Annotated in this window: 17 protein-coding genes; 7 read left to right on the top strand and 10 right to left on the bottom strand. The window is 49.6% G+C overall.

The window, feature by feature from the left end; all coding sequences use genetic code 11:
* The first annotated feature begins 129 nt into the window (after positions 1–129).
* Together ABEQ74_RS24405 and ABEQ74_RS24410 are read left to right on the top strand one after the other, a co-directional pair.
* Positions 130–2,052 carry a cache domain-containing sensor histidine kinase gene (locus ABEQ74_RS24405; RefSeq protein WP_430124803.1) on the top strand — a complete coding sequence of 641 codons (1,923 nt, stop codon included), beginning with the start codon at positions 130–132 and terminating at the stop codon, positions 2,050–2,052.
* A complete protein-coding gene (locus ABEQ74_RS24410) occupies positions 2,027–3,610 on the top strand; it encodes a response regulator (protein ID WP_430124804.1) in 1,584 nt (527 codons plus the stop codon). Before ABEQ74_RS24405 ends, ABEQ74_RS24410 begins: the two co-directional genes overlap by 26 nt.
* 209 nt (positions 3,611–3,819) lie before the next feature.
* On the opposite strand, the gene ABEQ74_RS24415 is transcribed toward ABEQ74_RS24410, so the two are convergent.
* Both ABEQ74_RS24415 and ABEQ74_RS24420 read right to left on the bottom strand, forming a co-directional pair.
* Entirely contained in the window at positions 3,820–3,972 is a 153-nt protein-coding gene (locus tag ABEQ74_RS24415) for a hypothetical protein (RefSeq protein ID WP_430124805.1), read from the bottom strand.
* Positions 3,973–4,161: 189 nt separating this feature from the next.
* Positions 4,162–5,031: an AraC family transcriptional regulator gene (locus tag ABEQ74_RS24420; protein WP_430124807.1), complete on the bottom strand. Its 870-nt coding sequence runs from the start codon at positions 5,029–5,031 to the stop codon at positions 4,162–4,164.
* Between the two features lie 157 nt (positions 5,032–5,188).
* Between ABEQ74_RS24420 and ABEQ74_RS24425 the strand changes: the two genes are divergently transcribed.
* Positions 5,189–6,583, top strand: coding sequence for an MATE family efflux transporter (locus ABEQ74_RS24425; protein WP_430124808.1), 1,395 nt, complete (start codon positions 5,189–5,191; stop codon positions 6,581–6,583).
* A gap of 73 nt (positions 6,584–6,656) precedes the next feature.
* Here the strand turns inward: ABEQ74_RS24425 and ABEQ74_RS24430 are convergent, their stop codons facing one another.
* Entirely contained in the window at positions 6,657–8,657 is a 2,001-nt protein-coding gene (locus tag ABEQ74_RS24430) for a prolyl oligopeptidase family serine peptidase (RefSeq protein WP_430124809.1), read from the bottom strand.
* A gap of 289 nt (positions 8,658–8,946) precedes the next feature.
* Between ABEQ74_RS24430 and ABEQ74_RS24435 the strand changes: the two genes are divergently transcribed.
* The 3 genes from ABEQ74_RS24435 (at position 8,947) to ABEQ74_RS24445 (ending at position 11,017) form a co-directional block, all read left to right on the top strand.
* On the top strand, positions 8,947–9,531 hold the full coding sequence (locus ABEQ74_RS24435; protein ID WP_430124810.1) for a nitroreductase family protein: 585 nt from the start codon (positions 8,947–8,949) through the stop codon (positions 9,529–9,531).
* A gap of 97 nt (positions 9,532–9,628) precedes the next feature.
* Positions 9,629–10,000 carry a hypothetical protein gene (locus tag ABEQ74_RS24440; RefSeq protein ID WP_430124811.1) on the top strand — a complete coding sequence of 124 codons (372 nt, stop codon included), beginning with the start codon at positions 9,629–9,631 and terminating at the stop codon, positions 9,998–10,000.
* Positions 10,001–10,186: 186 nt separating this feature from the next.
* Positions 10,187–11,017 carry an aldo/keto reductase gene (locus ABEQ74_RS24445; protein ID WP_430124813.1) on the top strand — a complete coding sequence of 277 codons (831 nt, stop codon included), beginning with the start codon at positions 10,187–10,189 and terminating at the stop codon, positions 11,015–11,017.
* A 169-nt stretch (positions 11,018–11,186) separates the two neighbouring features.
* Here the strand turns inward: ABEQ74_RS24445 and ABEQ74_RS24450 are convergent, their stop codons facing one another.
* From ABEQ74_RS24450 to ABEQ74_RS24460, 3 genes are all read right to left on the bottom strand, one after another.
* The gene (locus tag ABEQ74_RS24450) at positions 11,187–12,686 is read right to left on the bottom strand and encodes an MDR family MFS transporter (protein WP_430124814.1); all 1,500 of its coding nucleotides are present in this window, start codon (positions 12,684–12,686) and stop codon (positions 11,187–11,189) included.
* A gap of 281 nt (positions 12,687–12,967) precedes the next feature.
* Positions 12,968–13,375 (bottom strand): VOC family protein, encoded by a 408-nt coding sequence (locus ABEQ74_RS24455; protein WP_430124817.1) that lies wholly within the window; start codon positions 13,373–13,375, stop codon positions 12,968–12,970.
* Between the two features lie 172 nt (positions 13,376–13,547).
* Positions 13,548–16,007, bottom strand: a complete 2,460-nt coding sequence (locus ABEQ74_RS24460; protein ID WP_430124819.1) for a UvrD-helicase domain-containing protein — start codon at positions 16,005–16,007, stop codon at positions 13,548–13,550.
* A gap of 194 nt (positions 16,008–16,201) precedes the next feature.
* Here ABEQ74_RS24460 and ABEQ74_RS24465 point away from each other — a divergent pair, with 194 nt between their 5' ends.
* The gene (locus ABEQ74_RS24465) at positions 16,202–16,396 is read left to right on the top strand and encodes a hypothetical protein (RefSeq protein WP_430124820.1); all 195 of its coding nucleotides are present in this window, start codon (positions 16,202–16,204) and stop codon (positions 16,394–16,396) included.
* Positions 16,397–16,532: 136 nt separating this feature from the next.
* Here the strand turns inward: ABEQ74_RS24465 and ABEQ74_RS24470 are convergent, their stop codons facing one another.
* The 4 genes from ABEQ74_RS24470 to ABEQ74_RS24485 form a co-directional block, all read right to left on the bottom strand.
* Positions 16,533–17,786 carry an anti sigma factor C-terminal domain-containing protein gene (locus tag ABEQ74_RS24470; RefSeq protein ID WP_430124822.1) on the bottom strand — a complete coding sequence of 418 codons (1,254 nt, stop codon included), beginning with the start codon at positions 17,784–17,786 and terminating at the stop codon, positions 16,533–16,535.
* Positions 17,783–18,283, bottom strand: a complete 501-nt coding sequence (locus ABEQ74_RS24475; protein WP_430124824.1) for a sigma-70 family RNA polymerase sigma factor — start codon at positions 18,281–18,283, stop codon at positions 17,783–17,785. The genes ABEQ74_RS24470 and ABEQ74_RS24475 overlap by 4 nt, the downstream gene beginning before the upstream one ends.
* Positions 18,284–18,496: 213 nt before the next feature.
* Complete coding sequence (locus ABEQ74_RS24480) at positions 18,497–19,624, bottom strand: ArnT family glycosyltransferase (RefSeq protein WP_430124825.1); 1,128 nt, start codon at positions 19,622–19,624, stop codon at positions 18,497–18,499.
* Positions 19,625–19,718: 94 nt separating this feature from the next.
* A complete protein-coding gene (locus ABEQ74_RS24485; protein WP_430124826.1) occupies positions 19,719–19,949 on the bottom strand; it encodes a hypothetical protein in 231 nt (76 codons plus the stop codon).
* Positions 19,950–20,043 lie beyond the last annotated feature (94 nt).

Below are 20,043 nucleotides of genomic sequence, written 5' to 3' on the forward strand. Positions count from 1 at the left end.
TCGCATCACGAGCTAATATAGGAGGGTAGCCGATCTGCTGCTGCATGTCTTCCAAAATTTCCATATGTTGCAACATGCTCTGGACCCGGCTACGACTCATTTTATAGAACACGGGATGTGACGGACAGGATGAAACGAATGGCAGCACTTATTCAATCGTTTACCTATTGGGTTGGCCGCAGATCGATGCAGAGCCGCTTGGTAGCGGCTTATATCTTGATTTTGCTCATACCGAGCATCATCGTGTCCAATTACTTTTTTAAACAGATTCGGGATACCTACATCAGCGATGCTCTGAATCAGAATTCGTTCCTGCTGGAAATTGAGAAAATGAACATGCTGAACCAGATCGAAGCGATTGAAATGGCTGCGCAGCTGGCGATCTCGGATGAGGGGATTAAGGATTATTTGCGGGTCCATGAGGAGCCTGATCCTGCCTGGCTATATGATCTGGTGTGGGGTCCGATTAAGGACTTACAGCGTATCCAGATCAACAACCCCAATATTACACATCTTCGTATCTTTACAAACAATCCGAACATTTTAGAAATGTGGCCTATCATTTTTCAGGAAAAACGGGTCCTGAGCGAGCCGTGGTACCCGAAGACGAAGGAGATAAACGGCGGGGAATTGTGGGTATTTCATCACCGTGATCCGGACATTTTGCAGCGCTATGCGGCAGATGCGTCCGAAGAGCTGCCCAAAGTATCACTCATCCGACAAGTTCCTGAGGGAAGCTATAGTAAGCTGGTCCAGGTCGATATGTTGCTGAAGTATTTTGCGCCGAAGACCTTTGCCGGTATTCTGGATGATAGCTCACAGATGGTTATAGCTGATGGGGAAGGGCAGCTGTTTATGGACAAGAACCAGTTGTTCATGAGCAGTCAAGAAGGGCTGCCTAATGAGGTAAAGGCTCAATTCGCAAAACTGAAGCAGCGTACCAGCGATACCGAAGACACGGTTCATGCCCAGTTTAGTTATAACGATTCATCGTATTTGCTGATTGCGACGCCAATGAAGCGGCTGGATGCCCATTTGCTCAATGTCGTTTCTCTGGAAGGAGCATTAAATAACGTATCCAAGGCCCAGGGACAGATTATAGCAGTGAACATCGGACTGATTATTTTGTTATCGATCATTACCTACTATATGAATTCCATAATCCTGAAGAGTCTTCGCCGATTGACCGAGGCTATGAAAAGAGTTCGCAAGGGAGAAGTAACCGCAGGCATTGCCATTCAGGGTGGCGGCGAGGTTGGAGAATTGGCACATCATTTTAATAAATTGCTTCGTACCATTAATGAACTGATTGCCCAAGGAGTACGAAAGCAGGCGGTAACGAAGGAAGCCGAGCTGCGTACCCTGCATAATCAGATCGACTCTCATTTTCTCTACAACACACTGGAGAATATTAAGATGCTCGCCGAAATCGAGGGACAGCGCACCATCTCGGACGCCTTAACCTCGTTAGGCGGAATGATGCGCTACAATTTCAAATGGTCGGGTGAATACGTCAAGTTAAGGGATGAGGTTCGTCATATCCAGAACTATATCGATGTTATGAATATCCGTTTTGATGAACCGATCCAGCTGAGACTTAATATTCCGTCTGAGTTCATGGAGCTTGAGCTATTGAAGATGTCGCTCCAGCCGATCGTGGAGAATGCCGTCAAGCACGCCTGGCCCGAAGCACATGATCAAGAGAAGCAGATCAAGATCGATGTCATCGCTTGGGAGAAGGACCAGATCACGATTCACATCACGGACAATGGTATCGGTATTGAGCCCTACCGGCTTGGCAGGCTGACCGAGATTTTGCGGACGACCGATCATGAAGAGCTCCCCACGGGAGACTACGGACGCGGTGGAGTACAGGCGGGAGGCATCGGACTGCGGAATGTGCACCAGCGAATCCGGTTGTTCTATGGGAATGATTACGGAATTGAAGTGAAGAGCGAACAAGGGAAATACACGCAGGTGACCATGACATTCCCTAAGGTTCTGTTAACAGGAGGAGGCAGCGGACATGAGAAATCTGATAATCGTGGATGATGAGAAGAATATCCGGGTCGGGCTGAAAGCAATGATTGAACGGGAATTCCCCCATCAATACGAAATCCACCTGGCTGCCCAGGGTCAGGAGGCGCTGGATCATCTTCGTCAGCAACCGGCGGATATCATCATTACAGACATCAGGATGCCGGTAATGGATGGTATCCAGCTGATTGGGGCAATTGCTGATTGGGAAGAACCATTGCAGGTTAAGCCTGTCATTCTGATTCTAAGCGGATATGATGATTTTGAATACGCGAAGGCCGCGATCCGCTACCAGGTGAAGGAGTACCTCCTTAAACCGATCCGCCGTGAAGAACTGTTCGCTGCGCTCCGAAAAACAGAAGAAACGTTGAACTGGCAAGCGGATCTGCATAACCGGATTAAAGCCAGTGAGCTGCATCTCCAGCAGCTGCAGACCCATCGATTGAGGGAGCTGCTGAAACAGCCGCCAGCTCCAAGCGAAGACATGGCCATACTTGCGAAGGAGATTGGATTTGACTCGTTTGTGAAGCCGTTCAAGGTGGCAGTGATGAGATACAAGTATGAGAACGGCAATGCCATGAATAAAGATGAGCTCAAGCAATTGACCGAGAATATAATCATGTCCATGGAAGGGCGAATCCATGCTTGCTTCCCGGACAGCGCAGGAAAGCTGGTGCTCATCGGCAGTCCGGACGGACAGTTCGAGGAGCTTGCGCAGCAGTTTACCGAACGGGAAATGGATGGGCTGTTCATGGGGATTAGCCGCGAGGGCTTCTCGGTTGAGGATATTAGACCCTGCTATAATCAGGCGCTAAGCGCCTTGAATTATACGTTTATACATCCGAACGTCAAGCTGATGAGTCATGGCGATATCCAAGGGAAATTGCATACATATCCGATACCGGATGAAGCTATTCGTAAACTCGGCAACATGCTTGGTACGGAACGGGAACGGGAGATCAAGGAGCTCCTTCTTGATATTTTTCATATCGAGGATATGCCGGATGTAGCCTTGGATTATTTGGAGCATGTCAGTAAGCAGATCAATGAGCGGGTGCTGGATGAAGTGTTCCGTGTTTACGGGGAGTCTATGGTAGAAGTATTGAAGCTGTATCGGAAGGTAGGGACGATGGACAATTATCGTCATTTTCACACATATTTCAGAAATCTGGAGCATCTGCTGCTGCATGTGAATGAATATATTAAAGGAATCCGTTCGGCCCACAGCGAGCATTCTGAGATGAAAGCAGCGTTGATGTATATGGAGGAGAACTACCATCGGCCGCTTAATATGGCGATGGTCAGCAATCATGTGTCTTTGAACTATTCATATTTTAGTGAAGCGTTTAAGGCGTATACCGGTGAAAATTTTGTGGTGTATCTTAAGAAGCTGCGGATTTCAAAAGCCAAGGAGCTGCTGCGAGATGACACGATGAAACTAGCCGACATTGGCAATGCCGTCGGTTTCGAGAATACCAAGCAATTCTCCCGTGTATTTAAAGAGTTGGAAGGAGTCTCACCGCATGAATACCGGATCAAGGTGCAAACCGATGCGGGACTCCGGCAAGAATAAGCTCAATTGATGCTTACCCATCATCCCGCCGCATCTCCTGATTGATGCGGCGGGATTGCAAATGATGAGAAGTCGCGGTGGTGGTCGTTTTGGATAAACCAAAAGCGAAAGACAAAGGACGCCTATAATCCATACATTACCCGAGCGGGTGACAGTGTGGCACGGCGTCCTTTCTATTAGAGGATTATGCAATCCTTGTTTATAAAAGATTATTGAGTGGCTGCTTCCAGGGTGGATAGCGCCATTTCCATTTTGCGGGTGATTTCTTTCTGCCATTTCACATCTCCAAGCTGGATCGCAAGATTCAGCAGGTCCAGATAATCGTCCATTTGCAGAGAACAACGGCGGGAAGTCGTCTTCATAAGTCAATCGGCTCTCCTTTATATATAAACTCTCCAAGCAGAGCAAGTGTGAACATCGGGCGTTTATATTCTCAATGGATTCTCACTTGTCCGGTAATGATAATCATTATCATGTAGCTGGTTCTTATTATAAAGAGTTCCCGCCCAGGTTGCAAGCCGCTTTCTCAGATTTTTTTACATATTAAAGAATTAATTCATGAAGAAACGCTGTCTGTATTTACGAGGCGATATGCCTTCCTGTTTCGTGAAACAAGAAGTGAAGTACGCCGCATGGTTAAAACCGACTTCTTCAGCAATCCGGCTGATATTGAAGTCTGTTTGCATCAGAAGCATTTTAGCTTGCTCGATCCGGTAATGCTGCAGATATTCAACGGGCGAACATCCGAATTCCTTCTGCATGCAGCGTGCGATATATACAGGATGAAAGTTAATGCGGTCACCCAGTTCCTGTACTCTGAATTCCTCTTGGTAATGCTTGCGTAAGTATGCGGCAGCACGCTCGGCGCAGGCAGAAGAGGGGGAGGATACCGGAACATCCAGTGCGGCTGCCAGCTGCTCAATAAGCTCTTGAAACACCACCTGCTGGCGCCATAAAAATTTGGCCTGATGACCATATTGAACCAGTGATGACAGGGTCGCCAGAAATTCGACGGCTTTCTCGGGCTGAGGGAGGCTTCCAAACTGAGGAATATTTATGGAAAAATAATTCGGTGTCATCGCCTTCAGCTCGGTAACCTCGTCTCTTCTCGGCGCATGAACAGCTTCATCGGCATGCCAAGTACCCGACGTCTGAAAATGAAGCCAGTAATAATCGGTTTCTTCGGTACAGCCTGTTGTGCCGAAATGATGTGTATCGGGACGCAGGATCAGGAACATACCAGGCTTGATCTCGTAAGGATTGCCATTCTCCGTGACATTGAGCTGTCCTTTGATGACAACAAGCAGGTCGAAGATGCCGATGTTTTTACGGTTGGGATGACGCCCATTCACCGGGGCGCGGGTTAGACCGCTGTTGATGTACTCCAGCAGCGGCGGTACAGTAAAATACAAGATCGTCATAAGAAAGCCCTTTCGTGATGTTCGAGGTTGGAAATTTGATAGTTTTCGTTCGGATAATGATATTATACCTCCAGTATACCATCTATAATTTGAGGAGGTTAAACACCATTTTTTATAGCAATTGGGTTTGATCCTTACATCATGGGCGGAGGTTGGAATGTTGCATAAGAGTGCGAATAAGTTTACACTATGGGTCCTTGCATGGCCTATATTTATTGAGCTGTTCCTGCAGTTTTTGCTGGGAGCAGTGGATACATTGATGGTGAGCAGGATATCGGATGATGCGGTTGCGGTGGTAGGCTTCTCGAATCAGTTGTTTCAAGCTATGACCACATTGTTTATGACGGTTGCCAGTGGCGCCGGTATTCTCATTGCCCAGAAGATTGGCTCGCATAAAAGAGGAGATGCCCGAACGATCGGCATTATGGCGCTGAGTGTCACGACGATTATCGGTTTGGTGTGCAGTGTAATATTGTTTGCGATGCCGGAAACCATTGCTTCGGTACTGCAGCTGCCTGACCGTCTGCTGCCGCTCGCAGGGACATACATTTCCATCGTGGGTGGGGGGATGGTGCTGATTGCGATGATGGCAACGATGAGCACTGTTATCCGTAACACGGGGAACACGCGGGCTCCGATGTATGTGGCCATTGGCATGAATATCATCCATGTGGTTATGAACTACGGGTTTATATTCGGCGCTTTTGGCTTTCCACAGTGGGGACTTACCGGCGTCGCGATTTCGACGGTCGTCAGCAGACTGCTTGCCGTATTCTTGCTGTTGTATATATTTCTTCGTTCATTCGAGTATCGGATCAAGTGGAAGGAATTCCGTGTATTTAACCGCCCGCTGTTCGGTGAAATTCTGAAGATCGGATGGCCGCTAGGCATTAATATGTCTTGCTGGGTCTTTACGCAGCTGATTATATATTCTTTCATTGCAACGCTTGGGGCTGCGGAGCTGGCCGCCCGGACGTATCTGAATACATTGGAATCGTTCTGTTTTCTGCTGGGCTCGTCGATTGCGATGGCTGCCCAGATCCAGATTGCGCATCTGTTCGGCGCCGGGAAGATCAAGGAAGCTTATCGGAGCGCCTATCGCGCGCTCGGGATCGGAGCCATTTACGTTATCGTCAATGCCTTCCTTCTGTTTGTCTTTGGCAAACAACTGCTGGGACTGTTCACGGAGGATAAGACGATCATTGCGATCGGTGCATCGCTGCTGGGCATGAATTTGATTCTCCAGCCTGGCAAAATGCTGAATATGGCGCTCGGCAACTCGCTCAATGCCATTGGAGATACCAGATTCACGATGTATATTTCACTCGGTTCGATGTGGCTTGTCGCTACGGTGCTCTCTTACGTGCTGGGCATCCACATGGGATGGGGGCTCATCGGAATCTACTCCTGTATGATTGCCGACGAATATTTGCGGGGTGTGCTGTCTTTCTACCGCTGGCGTGGGCAGAAGTATCTGCGCAAGGCGGAGCAGCCCGAGCCTTCGGTGAGTCATCCAATAACGCCGTTGGAAGCAGTGCCAACGCAGGCGTGATTGCCAGTTGAACGAAACAAAACAACCATCCCGTCATGTGTTTGTCTCATGGGGATGGTTGTTTGTGTTTGGTTTATCTATCGATATGTTCTACGAACCAGCGGACAATATGATTCAAGCGCTTCACCCGCAGATGCGGATGACCGCTTCGGGATAAGTTGTGATCCGCACCAGGGAAACGGATGAGCTCGGTTGCCCGTCCCAGCCGCTTCAATGCGATAAACAGCTGTTCTCCCTGCTCGATCGGGCAGCGGAGGTCCTGCTCGCCGTGAAGGATGAGCAGTGGCGTGTTGATGTCCTTTACGTAAGCGAGTGGGGAGTGCTTCCACAGCTTCTCAAGATCGTCCCAAGGATTGCCCCAGATTTGATCCTGTGTGAAGGAATAGCCGATATCACTGACACCGTAGAAGGAGATCCAGTTACATATCGAGCGCTGGGTGACTGCTGCCTGGAACCGGTCGGTATGACCGACGATCCAGTTGGTCATGAAGCCGCCGTAACTGCCGCCGGTGACGCCAAGACGGGAGGCATCGATATAAGTGTAGGTGTTCAAAACATAATCCACGGCTTCCATCAGATCCTGGTAATCCCGCCCGCCGTAATCCCCTCTGACGGTGTTGACATGAACTTGCCCATACCCGTGGCCGCCCCGAGGATTGGTGTAGAAGACGGCATAGCCGGCCGCTGCCAGCAGTTGAAATTCGTGCATGAACGTGTGTCCGTACATAGCTTGCGGACCACCGTGAATTTCAAGCACAGCCGGAACCTTGGCTCCTTCTGTGAAGCCGGCAGGCTTCATGATCCAGCCTTGGATCGGCCAGCCGTCCGACGTACGGAACGTAAAGGTTTCCGGCGTGCTCAGCGTGAGCTCGCTCCACAGCTCCTCATTACAGTTCGTCAGGCGGCGTTCCTCAAGACTGATTGCAGTGAAGCTGAACAGATCGCCGGGCTGCAGCAGGTCGGCAGCGGCAAACACTATATTCTCTTCCGGCGTCAGCGCAAATTGATACACTTCACGTTCACCTGAGACCACCAGCTCGAAGTTTGAACCATCCAAGGCAAACCGTCCAATATGGACGCCGCCATCCTGGCTAAGCTGCAGGTATACCGATTGGCCGTCCTTGCTGAACAGAGGTGGCGTTCCTGCCCCGGAACGCATATCGCTGACCGCGGTATGCCCCAGCTGAACGTCCATATCCTTATACAGAACCTTCGATTCTCCGCCAGTGAGCGGGATCAGATGAATCTTGCTCAGCGTAGCGAAGCCGCAGCTGAGGTCGCTGGCAAGCATGAGCACATACTGTCCGTCCGGAGTAAAAGCAATGGAGCCGATCGACAAGGTTCCGTCCGTAATTTCCGTTACAGATTCGTTAGAAAGGTTCATTACGAATACATCGTTGGTCAAACGAAGATCCGGGTCCGGAAATTGCTCGGTGGCAAGACTGCAGCTGTACGCGATTCGGCTGCCATCCGGTGACCAGGCAAAGGAGTATACGTCATAATCTCCTTCAGTCAGTTGTTTGGATTCCGTAGCGGACGGATCTATGAGATATAGATGATGTCGGCGTTCATTCCACAATCCCGCGCCATCGGCTTTATATTTAATGCGCTTAATGATCATTTCTTCAGGCAGTTTATCTTTACTGTCTTTGTCTTGTTCTTCGTTTTCCGCAGACTCTGTCCCCATAACTTCGCTTCTAACCAACAGTCGGGCGCTATCCGGTGACCATTTAAAGGCGCTGACCCCATATTTCAAGTCAGTAACCGAATGGGCTTCTCCACCTGTAGCAGGCATGATCCATACCTGCGGCTTATCGTCCTGTTTACGCAGGAAGGCAAGCTTTGACCCATCAGGGGACCAGGCTGGTGCGGTGTCCGCTTCACCGGAAGTGAAGGACATATCCGGGCCCCCATCTGAAGGAAGCAGGCGAATGTGAGAGCGGTAACCATCCTTTTTCTCACTGACAGACTTATGTACATACGCGATCGCTCCGCTGGCTGGAGATACGACAGGGTCATTCACCCAGTGCATCCGGTATAAATCTTCAGGGGTTATAAGTCGTTTGTCGGTCATGTATCTTCCTCCTAATCTTCTGTGTGAGTTAAATCTCATTATCCCAGGTATTGGAATAAAAATCTATATGAAAGTGGGAGAAGGAAGACAGCGCTTCGGTCTAAATCCTAGTAAAATAGAGAGAGAATTGCATATTTCCACTAAACTGTAATATTAAAATTCGTAGATTAATCTTCACCTGGTCAATTTAGGAGCTATACGATACGCTATTTGTTATAATTGAGACAGGCTCTCAATTAGAAGAATGTACAGTAAGGCCAATAATATAAACCTCGGGAGGAATTTAGTTATGAACGTAAGTGAAGCGATCCGCACGCGCCGCAGCCTTGGCAAGGTCAAGCCTGATGCTGTACCGCAGGAGTGGATAGAGCAAATCTTAGAAGCAGGGACATGGGCGCCGAACCATAAGCTTACGGAGCCATGGAAGTTTTTTGTCATGCAAGGGGAAGGACGCGACATCCTTGGTAACGCCCTCGGCGATATTCAATCTGCCGGCAATGAGGATAAGAGCGAAGAAGCTGTAAACGCTGCACGTGAATCGGGACGTACGAAAGCCTATCGTGCACCGCTTGTTATCGGGGTAGCAGTTGAGCCGTCTACAGATCCGAAGGTAATTGAGCTTGAAGAATACGGGGCGGTATTTGCCGCCATTCAGAATATGCTCCTGCAGATTCATGAGCTTGGACTTGGTGCTGTGTGGAGAACAGGCGAGCCGTGCTTCCATGAGCTAATGAATCAAGCATTTGGATTGAAGGCTCAAGACAAAATGCTTGGCTTCCTCTATATCGGATATCCGGATATGGAGCCGAAGCAGGGTAAACGCCAACCGGCCGCGAGCAAGACCGTATGGCTGAACAGTCCTTCTGACCTATAATCGCACTACCCTCAGTCGCAAAAATCCGGTATAATGACCCTAAGTTTGTCGAGGGTGGTTTAGCATCCGGGCGATTGACGCAAGAGGAGTGTAAGTGATGAAATTTCGTTTCATGCAGTGGGATCTGGGAAGCAAGCTGATTTTTATAGCAACCTGTTTAGCGATTGCCTCTTTCTTTTTCAAATGGCTGGATATCGGTGTGGCCGCAGAGAATGGATTTTTGCAGGGCGGTGTGTTCTTCATCGTTTGCTTCATCTACCCATTTATTAAAGTAGTGCGCGAGAAGAAGATGAGCAAGGTCATTGCCTATGTTTTTGCATTGGTGGCTATCATATTAACGATGATGTACGTATCATCCAAAACGGTTGATTTCTTTGGGCAGACAATAAGAGGTGCCGCTGCGGGACCTTATCTGTTCCTGGCAGCCTGTGGTTTGCTGAGCTTTGGTATTTTTAGACGCAAGGATTAGTGAACGTTGCACAATCGTGCCATATGAAATCATAGAGAATAGGCTGTACCTGGAGGCGTCATGCTCCAAGTGGTGCGGCCTATTTGGCTATAGGGGCAACGTTGAGCGGGGGACCGAAATTTTGATATACTGAAGAAAGCGGCTTTATAACCGCTCCATTATTACATATACAGGAGGGAATTCAGAATGGCCAATCACATTTTTACCGATGGACCTACTTTGAACAATGGCGTAACGATGCCGTGGCTGGGCCTTGGCGTATGGAAGACCAAAGAAGGCGAAGAGGTTATTCAATCCGTAAAATCAGCCATCGCTGCAGGATACCGCAGCATTGATACAGCAGCCATCTACGGCAATGAAGAGGGTGTAGGGCAAGCCATTCGCGAATCCGGCGTGTCGCGTGACGAGTTGTTCATCACAACCAAGGTATGGAACGATGATCAGGGTTATGAGCAAACGCTGCAAGCTTTTGAGACAAGCCGCAAGAAATTGGGGCTGGATTTCCTTGATTTATATCTCGTGCACTGGCCGGGAAAAGATAAATACCTGGACACCTGGAAGGCATTGATCCATCTGCAAAAGGAAGGTCTTGTCCGTTCCATCGGTGTCAGCAATTTTCAAATTCGCCATCTGCAGCATATCATTGAGGATACCGGCGTTGTTCCGGTTGTTAACCAGGTGGAGCTGCACCCGCTTCTTTCCCAGAAGGAGCTGTTAAACTACGCACGTGAGAATGGCATCGTTCTGGAAGCATGGAGCCCATTGATGCAGGGCAACCTTGATCAGCCGAAGTTGGTCGAAATTGCAGAGAAATACGGAAAAACGGTGGCGCAAGTGATTCTGCGCTGGGATATTCAGAATGGCGTTATCGTCATACCGAAATCCGTTAAAGAACATCGTATCCGTGAAAATGCCGGTATCTTCGATTTCGAGCTTTCGGCAGAAGATATGGCGGTCATTGACGGCTTGAACCAAAACAAGCGTTTTGGATCGAATCCGGATGAGTTTCTGTTCTAATTAACATCATATATAAAGAGCGAGCACGCTCCGTATTAGAAGGTGTGCTCGCTCTTTTTTGTTATGGTTATTCGCTTGCAGCCCAGCCCGGATTTCGTCCGGATCAAGGTTTCCTTTTTTTGCAGGAGCCCGAGGAAGACTCGGGCTCTATAACAACTCACAAGCTAAACTATCCCTTGGCTTTAGAGGGAACGGTAATTCGTTCGTTGCCCATCAGGAATACGAATACCAAGGCAAGTACGGCAGGCACAAGCGCCCACATAAACGTGCCGGCGATGGAGTCGGCCAAAGCGGTCGTGATCTTTTCACGGACGGCCGGAGGAAGCTGTCCCATCACTTCCGGAGATAGAACGGCATCTGCATTAAACTCTGTACCTTCAGGGGCACTTCCGCCTGCTTCGGCGAGGCGACTGTTCAGGCCGTTACGCTGAATAATACCAAAGATCGTAATTCCGACCGTCATGCCGAACGAGCGGAGGAAGGAGTTCGTTGATGTTGCCGCACCGCGCTGTCTCGCATCAAAATTATGGATGGAGGCCATGCTGAGTGTGGAGAACGAGAACCCGACGCCAAAGCCTGTCAGAACCATGAACACCGTCAACAGGTAGCGCGGCGTATCCGGACTTATCGTACTCAGGCAGAATATGCCTGCGATGAAACAAAAGACAGACAAAATCATAATGTTTCTGAACGAGGTCCGGGTTGTCAGCATCCCGCCGCTTTGGCTTCCGGCTACGCTGCCGAGCATCATCGGCATCAGAATAAGGCCCGAATTGGTTGCATTACCGCCATACACACCGCTCACGAAGATCGGAATGTAGATGGTAGCCACAATAAAGGTGGCGCCATAGAACAGGGCTACGATATTACTCGAAGCAAACAGCCGCTTACGGAACATTTGAAATGAAATGATCGGCTCAGCAGCCCGGGTCTCTGCGAAGAGAAACACGATAAACAACACTAGGAATCCAGCGAATAGACCTAAGATTTGCGGTGAATCCCATGGATAGGTTTGACCACCAAGCTCCAGCCCGAACATCAGGCAGATGATCGCGCCTACGAGGGTAGCTGCTCCGGTCCAGTCAATCTTCTGTTTGACATGGGAGCGGGACTCCTTGTAAGACGTCATGATGAGGATGAAGGACACGATTCCGATCGGAACGTTGACATAGAATATCCATTCCCAGCCGATACTGTCTGTAATAAAGGCGCCAAGCAGCGGTCCCATGATGCTGGAAGTGCCGAAGACAGCGCCGAGCAATCCTGTCATCTTACCACGCTTCTCCGGCGGGAACAGGTCGAATACAATCGTAAACGCAATCGGCATTAGAGCGCCGCCGCCGATACCCTGAATCGCACGGAAAATAATGAGCTGTGTCATGCTTCCCGCCATTCCGCACAAGGCAGAACCGACGAGGAAGACGACCAGCCCGAAGATAAAGAACCGTTTCCGTCCGTACATATCAGACAGCTTGCCGAATATCGGCGTGCCCGCCATGACGGCAACCATATAGATGGAAGTTACCCATACGACCTGGTCAAAGCCTTGAAGGTCGCGAATAATTGTCGATAATGCGGTTGCTACGATGGTATTATCGATCGCGGACATGAAAATACCGAGCAGCAACCCAGTCACGACTAATTTGATATTGCTTTGTTGTGCATTCATGTGAAGATGCTCCTTTTTCATATTCAACTATGTACATACTATTCAAATTTGACCATAGAGTGGTTATATTGTAGCTGGATTAACAGAGGTTAGCAAGAAGTTTCATGCAGTCGCCTGTTTCTACAGTCTGTACAAGAAAAAACAAGGCCAACCCTGCATGCTGCAAAGAGGGCCTTGTCATTCGCGGAAATATCCGCCTGTAAAATGCCTGTGCCTGTAAATTCATCCATGTATGAATTCTCCACAATAACATGGCCGCAGTGAGGCTGTATGCGTGAAGCTTAGCAGTTCATCTGCGGTGATTTTGGATCCAGCTGCATAAATTCGATCCGGTTGCCGTCCGGGTCCCTAGCCCAGCACTGCCAGTTGAAGTCCTTTCCCTGGACCGGCTCGACGTCCAGCTTCACGCCTTGATTGCGAAGATGCTCCGCCATTCGCTCAATGTCTTCGACTTCCAGACAGAGATGGGAGAACCCTACGGGCTTCGCTACTTGCTCCGGCTTATTTTGCCCTCCGTAAAACAGCTCGATAAACTGACCCTCTGTCACCTTAATGTACTCAATCCAAGGCTCACCCTGATCATTCGGAATATCAAAGGCACGGGTAAAACCAAGGATATTACAGTAAAAATGCAATGACTTGTCCATATCGGCGACATCAAATGCCAAATGGGCGATTCCTCTAATCATGACGGCATTCCTCCTTGATCGGTGTTACAGATATATGAGGCAGATTGATTCATAAGACTATTGTAGCTTATTTCTCGTAACCATAAGGGAGATATCGTCTTGGAACGAACATTGGATGGCCTACATGCATCATATTCATGGTTTATTTAGTTATGCCATCAATTATGAGCCTTTAGCGTCTATGCGACACCGGCACTTCCTTTTTTCCCTGGGTCATGGGGGATTGGCATAGAGGGCAGAGCTTGTTCTCCCGGTTTCCTTTCCCTGCAGCCAGGATTCTTGCATTGACCCGCTGCCAGCCCTTGCAATGAGCGCTCGTGCACAGCCACACATCGACGATTTCCATGGCAGTGGGGGCAGCCTGGTCCCGCGAGTTCTGAACGGAGCCTGTACCTGAAACACTGCGCCCACTTGCGGGAGCTGCTGTAACCCTAACTCTTTGCCCCGCAGAAGAGGACGTGGACGAATGCTTGGCAGGAGTTTCTATGCGAACCGTACGCTTTGCAGTAAAGGATCGGCGGGTCGATGACATCGTGTCCTTGCCAGGAATGCTATTACCTTGCTTACTCTGTTCATCCGTGACGAATACATCCCGGAAGAAGCGGGAAACCTCCGCTTTTCGTCCCCGATAAAAGCCTGGTGAGCTGATAATGAGTTCGTCTCGTGCTCTCGTGATGGCGACATAAGCTAATCTGCGTTCCTCTTCGAGCGCATCGAGTGCCTTAACTTCTCGATCCGACAATGGACGCTGATCATCCCGGCGCTCGGCATCGAGTGCGGATGTATGCGGAAGAATTCCTTCGCTTGCCCCAATCAGTGATACCGAAGGGAACTCCAGCCCTTTGGATTTATGAATGGTCATTAAGCGGACGGCATCGGCATGCTCATCCCGTTTCATGGCCGCCATTTCCTTATGGATGGCGATTAACCGATCGACAAATTCAACGAAGTCGGCGATATGGTCAAAGCGCTTGGCGGAAGCCTCTAATTCATCAAGCGCCTCCTGTATGAATTCCTTATGAAGGGTAATCTCCTGCCGCTGGTCCGCCTCCAGAAATTTATCATAGAATTGGCGTCTCATTTCCTGAACAGCTTGCAGAGGCTCCATCGCTTTTAATCCCTTGATGAGCTTGGAACGGCCTCTGATATTCTCAATCTGGAAATCCTTCAGGCCGGGAAAGGATAGAAGGTGAGACAGCGGGCCTTTCTTGGGTCTTGGTGCGTCCTGCTGCCGGATGAAAGCCATGCCTTTGTCCCGATTGATGTAAAGCGTATGAAGCATGCCTTCCATCGCCGTGAAATTGCGCCGGTCCAGTGACAGCCGCAGATGATCCAGAAGCGGTTTGACGATCCACTGCTCATAGAACAGATCGCCGTTCTCGTAATGAATAAACGGAATTTCCCGCATGACAAGCTGTTCAAAGATAGCTCGGCTATTGTTTGCGGTTCGGTACAGAATTGCATGATCGCGGTATTGCTTTCCGTGCTCCCGGACCTGCTCGGTAATATAGGTCAGCAACAGCTCGGCTTCTTGGTCGGGATCGCCGGGACGAAGGTACAGCGGCACACCGCTGCTCTTGCGGGTAGATCGCAGCTGCTTGGAACGGCGGCGCTCATTGACGCGGATCACTTCATTTCCCAGCCCGACGATTGAAGAGAGGGAGCGGTAATTGATATCCAGCGTCACCACTTTGGCACCGGGAAAGGTCTGATCGAATTCCAGAATGAATTCGTTGCGTGCACCGTTGAAGCCGTATATGGTTTGGTCATCGTCACCGACAACCATCAGATTGCGATGCGGAGTGACGATTTTCTTCAGCAGTTCATAGGGCAGCAATCCGGTATCCTGGAACTCGTCGACCATAACATATCGGTATCGCCGCTGAAGGGAGGCAAGCAGTCCTGAATCATGACACAGCAGATGGTAGGACATGACCAGAATATCATCGAAATCCATCTGACCATGATCTTCTTTCCACGCTTCATAACGGGCGAATATTTGCTTTTGTTCCACATCGGCAGGTGTTTTGGCGGGAAGTTCTTCAAGCCCGGTCATATTCATTCGATGGGCAGACCACAGCGATAGCAGCGTCTCGGCTTCGTAGCTGTCCTGCAAGCCCATTTCCCGCAGGATACGCTTCATGATAAATTGCTGATGCCTGGCGTTGCTCAGAATTTCCTGCTTGTAGCCGCGGGTTCGCAGCATGTACAGGAAGAAGGAATGGAAGGTTCTTGCTGTTACCTTGGCTGTCTCACTTGCTCGCAATCCGGGAAGCGCCATAATGCGTTCCTTCATCTCCGCTGCCGCCTTGGAAGAGAAGGTAACGAGCAGGATCGAAGCAGGATCAATCCTCTTGGCAGCTATGAGATAGCCTGTCCGGCTGACCAGTACGGAGGTTTTGCCGGAACCTGCACCAGCCAGCGTAAGCAGCGGTCCTTGTGTATGTCGTACGGCCTGGATTTGGGCGCGGTTCAGCAGCAGCCCCTGGGATTCCAAGCCGCGAAAAAAAGCCGCATCCGGCGCATCATCGGAAATCAGGTCCCGGCTGTTCTCGAAGGAAGCCAGCTTCGCAAACGGGATATCCTGACGCTCACCGCCGTACGGGCGTTTATAGAAGGGTATGGATGTCATGTAATTCACCAATCATTTCGTATTTCGATTATCGTCTTACCAGTTTAACGGATTCGCGGAAGTCTGGCAAAGCGCAGGTTATGGATAGGGGTTTAACCTCTGCATTTGAATAACTTTACAGTTGGTGCGAGTGTTATATTATGTAGAAATGCTTTTACAACAAGAAAAGGCTATATCCAAAGGAGGGAGCACCAATGCTGGTTGTTATCGCTATATTGCAGCTTATTATGATAGGCATATTATTGAATATCAACGGCAAACTCAAACCGCGTGATTATATTGCGGATGCGATGGAGAGGGATCGCAAAGCGCGGGAGGAGCGCGAGAGGAAGCAGAGAATGGAGCAATGGTCACAGGAGCCAAACGATCGAAACATCGGCCCTTCATGAACCGATCTTTGATATGGAATAATAAAAATCCCGGGCCCTTCGCTTGAAGCGAATACCGGGATTCTCATCATTCCATGTCACTTAAATATCATCTTAACCAGGAAGCGATGCGCCGCTCTATAGCCATATGCTGCCTTTACTCGCTCCAATTCCACAGCCGCACTTCTCCGACCCGCAGATCCTGCACCCAGGAAACCTCGCGCAGGGCTAACAGCTCCTTGACAGGTCCTGTCACCACAGCCCCATAGAGCTGGATGCCATGCTGTTCCACGTATGCTAATGAAGCGTCTATATCGATGAATGGAGCCACTCGATTAGCAATCAGCTCATACTTCTGCAGCAGCCGCAGCGATTTCATGAAATGTTCATTTCGGAGCTCTCCATCCCCATACGCTTCCAAAGGGGGGTAATGTCCTCCGCTGAACTTTACTTTGCCGAACCAGCCTCTTTTTTCTTCCCCGTATGAGGTTACTGTCAGATCATCATGATGCCAGACGGGCATAGCCGGAAAGCCGACTGGATCGGAGATGATGCCATCATTGCCCCCAAACCTCTTATCCGGGCCGGTATCGACGGCAAACCAGATTGCCTCCATGTCCAGATTCTCAAATTCCTTAAGCAGCTCATCGGTCGAGAAGAAGCGGTTAAACGATACATATGCTTCGGCAACCGTACCCTCGGGGAGCTTCTTAAGCCGGGACCAGTCCCCGCTCTTGGCGGTGGAGGCAGCCTTTGATTCTTTTGCCGATTGCTGATCGCTCCCATTCTTCGCATTAGATGGGGCAGAAGCCTCAGATTTGCCATCCGGACGCTGGAAAACTTGTGAGTTCCTCGTGCTGAGTCCGTTCCAATCCTCCTTGACCGATGGCAGCCCGAACAGGAAGTTGACGGAGTATTCGCCGACCGTCACGCGATCATCGCCTACGCGCTTTTTCATATCCCCGTATACTTCCTGCATGAAGAAGACTTTGCCCTGACTGTTCAGCGAGACATCAATATTAGGATGGGAAATCGAGATAGCGGAAGCAATGGCATCCCGGTATTTATCGTTTCGGCTTGGATCACCCATCCCGTAGAATAGTGCCGTTAAGATCGAGCTAATGATGGATATAGCCAGGAATGCAGAGAGGACAGTCAGCGTATTAGAGAAACGTGCCTTCCATTTTCCCCTGCGCACGATCCGCTTTTCCTTTTTGGGAGAGAGACCGGATGGTTTGCTCGTAGTATGCGCACGCTTATTGTTATCCGCATCCGCTTGGTCCATCAACTCGTTTACGTAAGTCTGGTATTCCTCCAGTTTCTCGATTTCGCGTTCGACTTCCATTTTTTCTTCGTCACTTAACTTCCCGTCTTCGTAATCTTTAAGTCGCTGCTTGAAATCTTCGCTCATCCTAAGTCCTCCTTTCGTTTCATGTCCCGCAGCCGCTGCCTGGCCCGAAACAGCGTAATCTTGATATGCGATAAGGTAATACCCATAATGTCCGCGGCCTCCTGATACGTGAATTGGTGAAAATCGACCAAGAGGACGGCCTGTCTCTGCTTGTCGGGAATCTGCGAGAGCATCTGCCCGATTTCCCGGTGGATCTCTTGCTGGAGCAGGGCACTCTCGGGTGTACTCTGATCAACCATCTGTTCGAAAAAGACAGCATCTTTAACAACACTGCGGCTTGCTTTACGCTGATAATCAACATAAGCGTTGTGGGCGACCCGGAATAACCAGGGTTTTATTCGTTCTTCTTTCCAATCCTCAAGATATAAATAAGCCCGGTAAAAGGTCTCTTGTACCAGATCTTCCGCTGTATGGTGATCATAAGAGAGGGAGTACAGATAACGGTAAACGTCCTTCACGTAAAATTGATAAATCGATTCCAGACTGTTCAGTTTCATGTCCTCCCCTCTAGGTAATACACGTATAACCCAAGCATAAAGTTACAGTTCCGGCTGAAGTAAATGATAAATAGACTATAAGATTTGCAGAGATAAGATAAGCGCTGTTTCTGGTGGACAAGTTCAAACGTATATCAAAAAGCGCCTGAAAGGAGTCTTTCAGGCGCGGCCGGGATTATGAGCGAAGATTTTAGCCAGGCATTACGTTTCATTCTATTTACGCAGTAAGCGGGTCTTATGGGCGTAGAGGATCGCTTTGTCAGCCAAGAATGCGGCATAGAGAAGCAGGAAGACCGCATAGGGGAATCCGGTTCCGTCCAGACTGGGAACAAACCATTCAGCAGCAATAAAATACAGCAGTGTCAGCAGGACGGGAAGCTGCCGCTTCAGGTGGTATTTCCACACGGACCAGATGAGGCCGGCAACCCCGGCGAACAGCATCACAAGACGGACGGCATCCAGCGCGGATTGTACGATTTTCCTGGCATCCTCATTTCCGATCGCAGCTGCATATTTGGAGGTCCGGCCGGCAAAGATGCTGCGGAACAGATGAACGATTGGATTGCCTTCAATATATCGGGATTCCAGCCACAACGAGGCCAAATTCCATGGCCCGGACATATACATCAAGCGGTTGAAAAGAGGGATGTTCAGCCACCATGGCGACAGGATGAGTAAATAACCCATGCCAATGAGGAGAATCCCGCCAATTACGATTTTGACGGGGCTGCGATACTTGATCCAGAAGGCAATGAATAACACAGGGTACAGCAGCGCCTGGAGATTGTAGCAAGCCATCAGCGCTGTAAGCGCCCCGGCAGCAGCATACCAGCCTGCCTGCTTCAATTCCAATGCCCCGATGACTGCACAGACGAGGAGAAGCATTAAGGTTTGCATGGCAATATCGGGCAAGATGAGACGTACTGCGCCGTAAGCCGGCCAGAACAGCGCATAGATCGAGCACGAGAGAAAAGCGATTCGCGTATTAAACATATAGCGGGAGAGCACAAACACCAGGTAGACAGAAAAGGCATGAAAGACGCATTGAAGCAGCTGATAGGCTACCAGGGCAGCGTCCATGCTTCCGAACAAGGCGGCAAGTCCGGCAATCATAAGCGGCACACCGGGCATGACGCGAGAAGCGTGGTATTCCAGCTCTTCACCGGGGTGGCTGATCATGGCCGCACTTTGGATATATCGTTCTTCGATGACGCTGCTTATGCTCGGGGTACGTTCATGAAGGCCGGTCAGCACCAGCAGACATGACATAACCAGAACCGCTGCGATCAGGATTAGAAGCATTCTTCGCTGCACGCGGTTTAATGTCCATATCGAAAACAAAAGGTCCACTCCACTCTATATAATCTAACTAAAAAGGCTCCGCCATAACGGAGCCCTACGTTCAAGTTGTACTGCAGCCATCAGGCATCTCATGCTAGAAGCCGCTGTGATACTTGTCATCACTGGATGAACGCTGTTTTGATGTGCCATCTCGCTGCTTCTCTTCCTCGCGTTCCATCCTGGCATCTTCCATGGGAATGGGGTCCACATGCTGTTCGCTCTCAAACTTGTCGAACAGGCTTTCATTTTCCGTCGGATATTGTTCAGGGTGATCCATGTTACCGGCACCATTTTGAAGCGGAAGATCCTTTTTCTTATCAGCCACCGATTCTCACCTCATTATCATTAGGATACTACCTTTATACCTTTTTTGAGAGAGTATCAAACATTAAGATGAGGCGAGGGTGGGAGAACCAATT

Source organism: Paenibacillus solani, from assembly GCF_050475945.1.
Classification (GTDB): Bacteria; Bacillota; Bacilli; order Paenibacillales; family Paenibacillaceae; genus Paenibacillus_AQ; species Paenibacillus_AQ solani_A.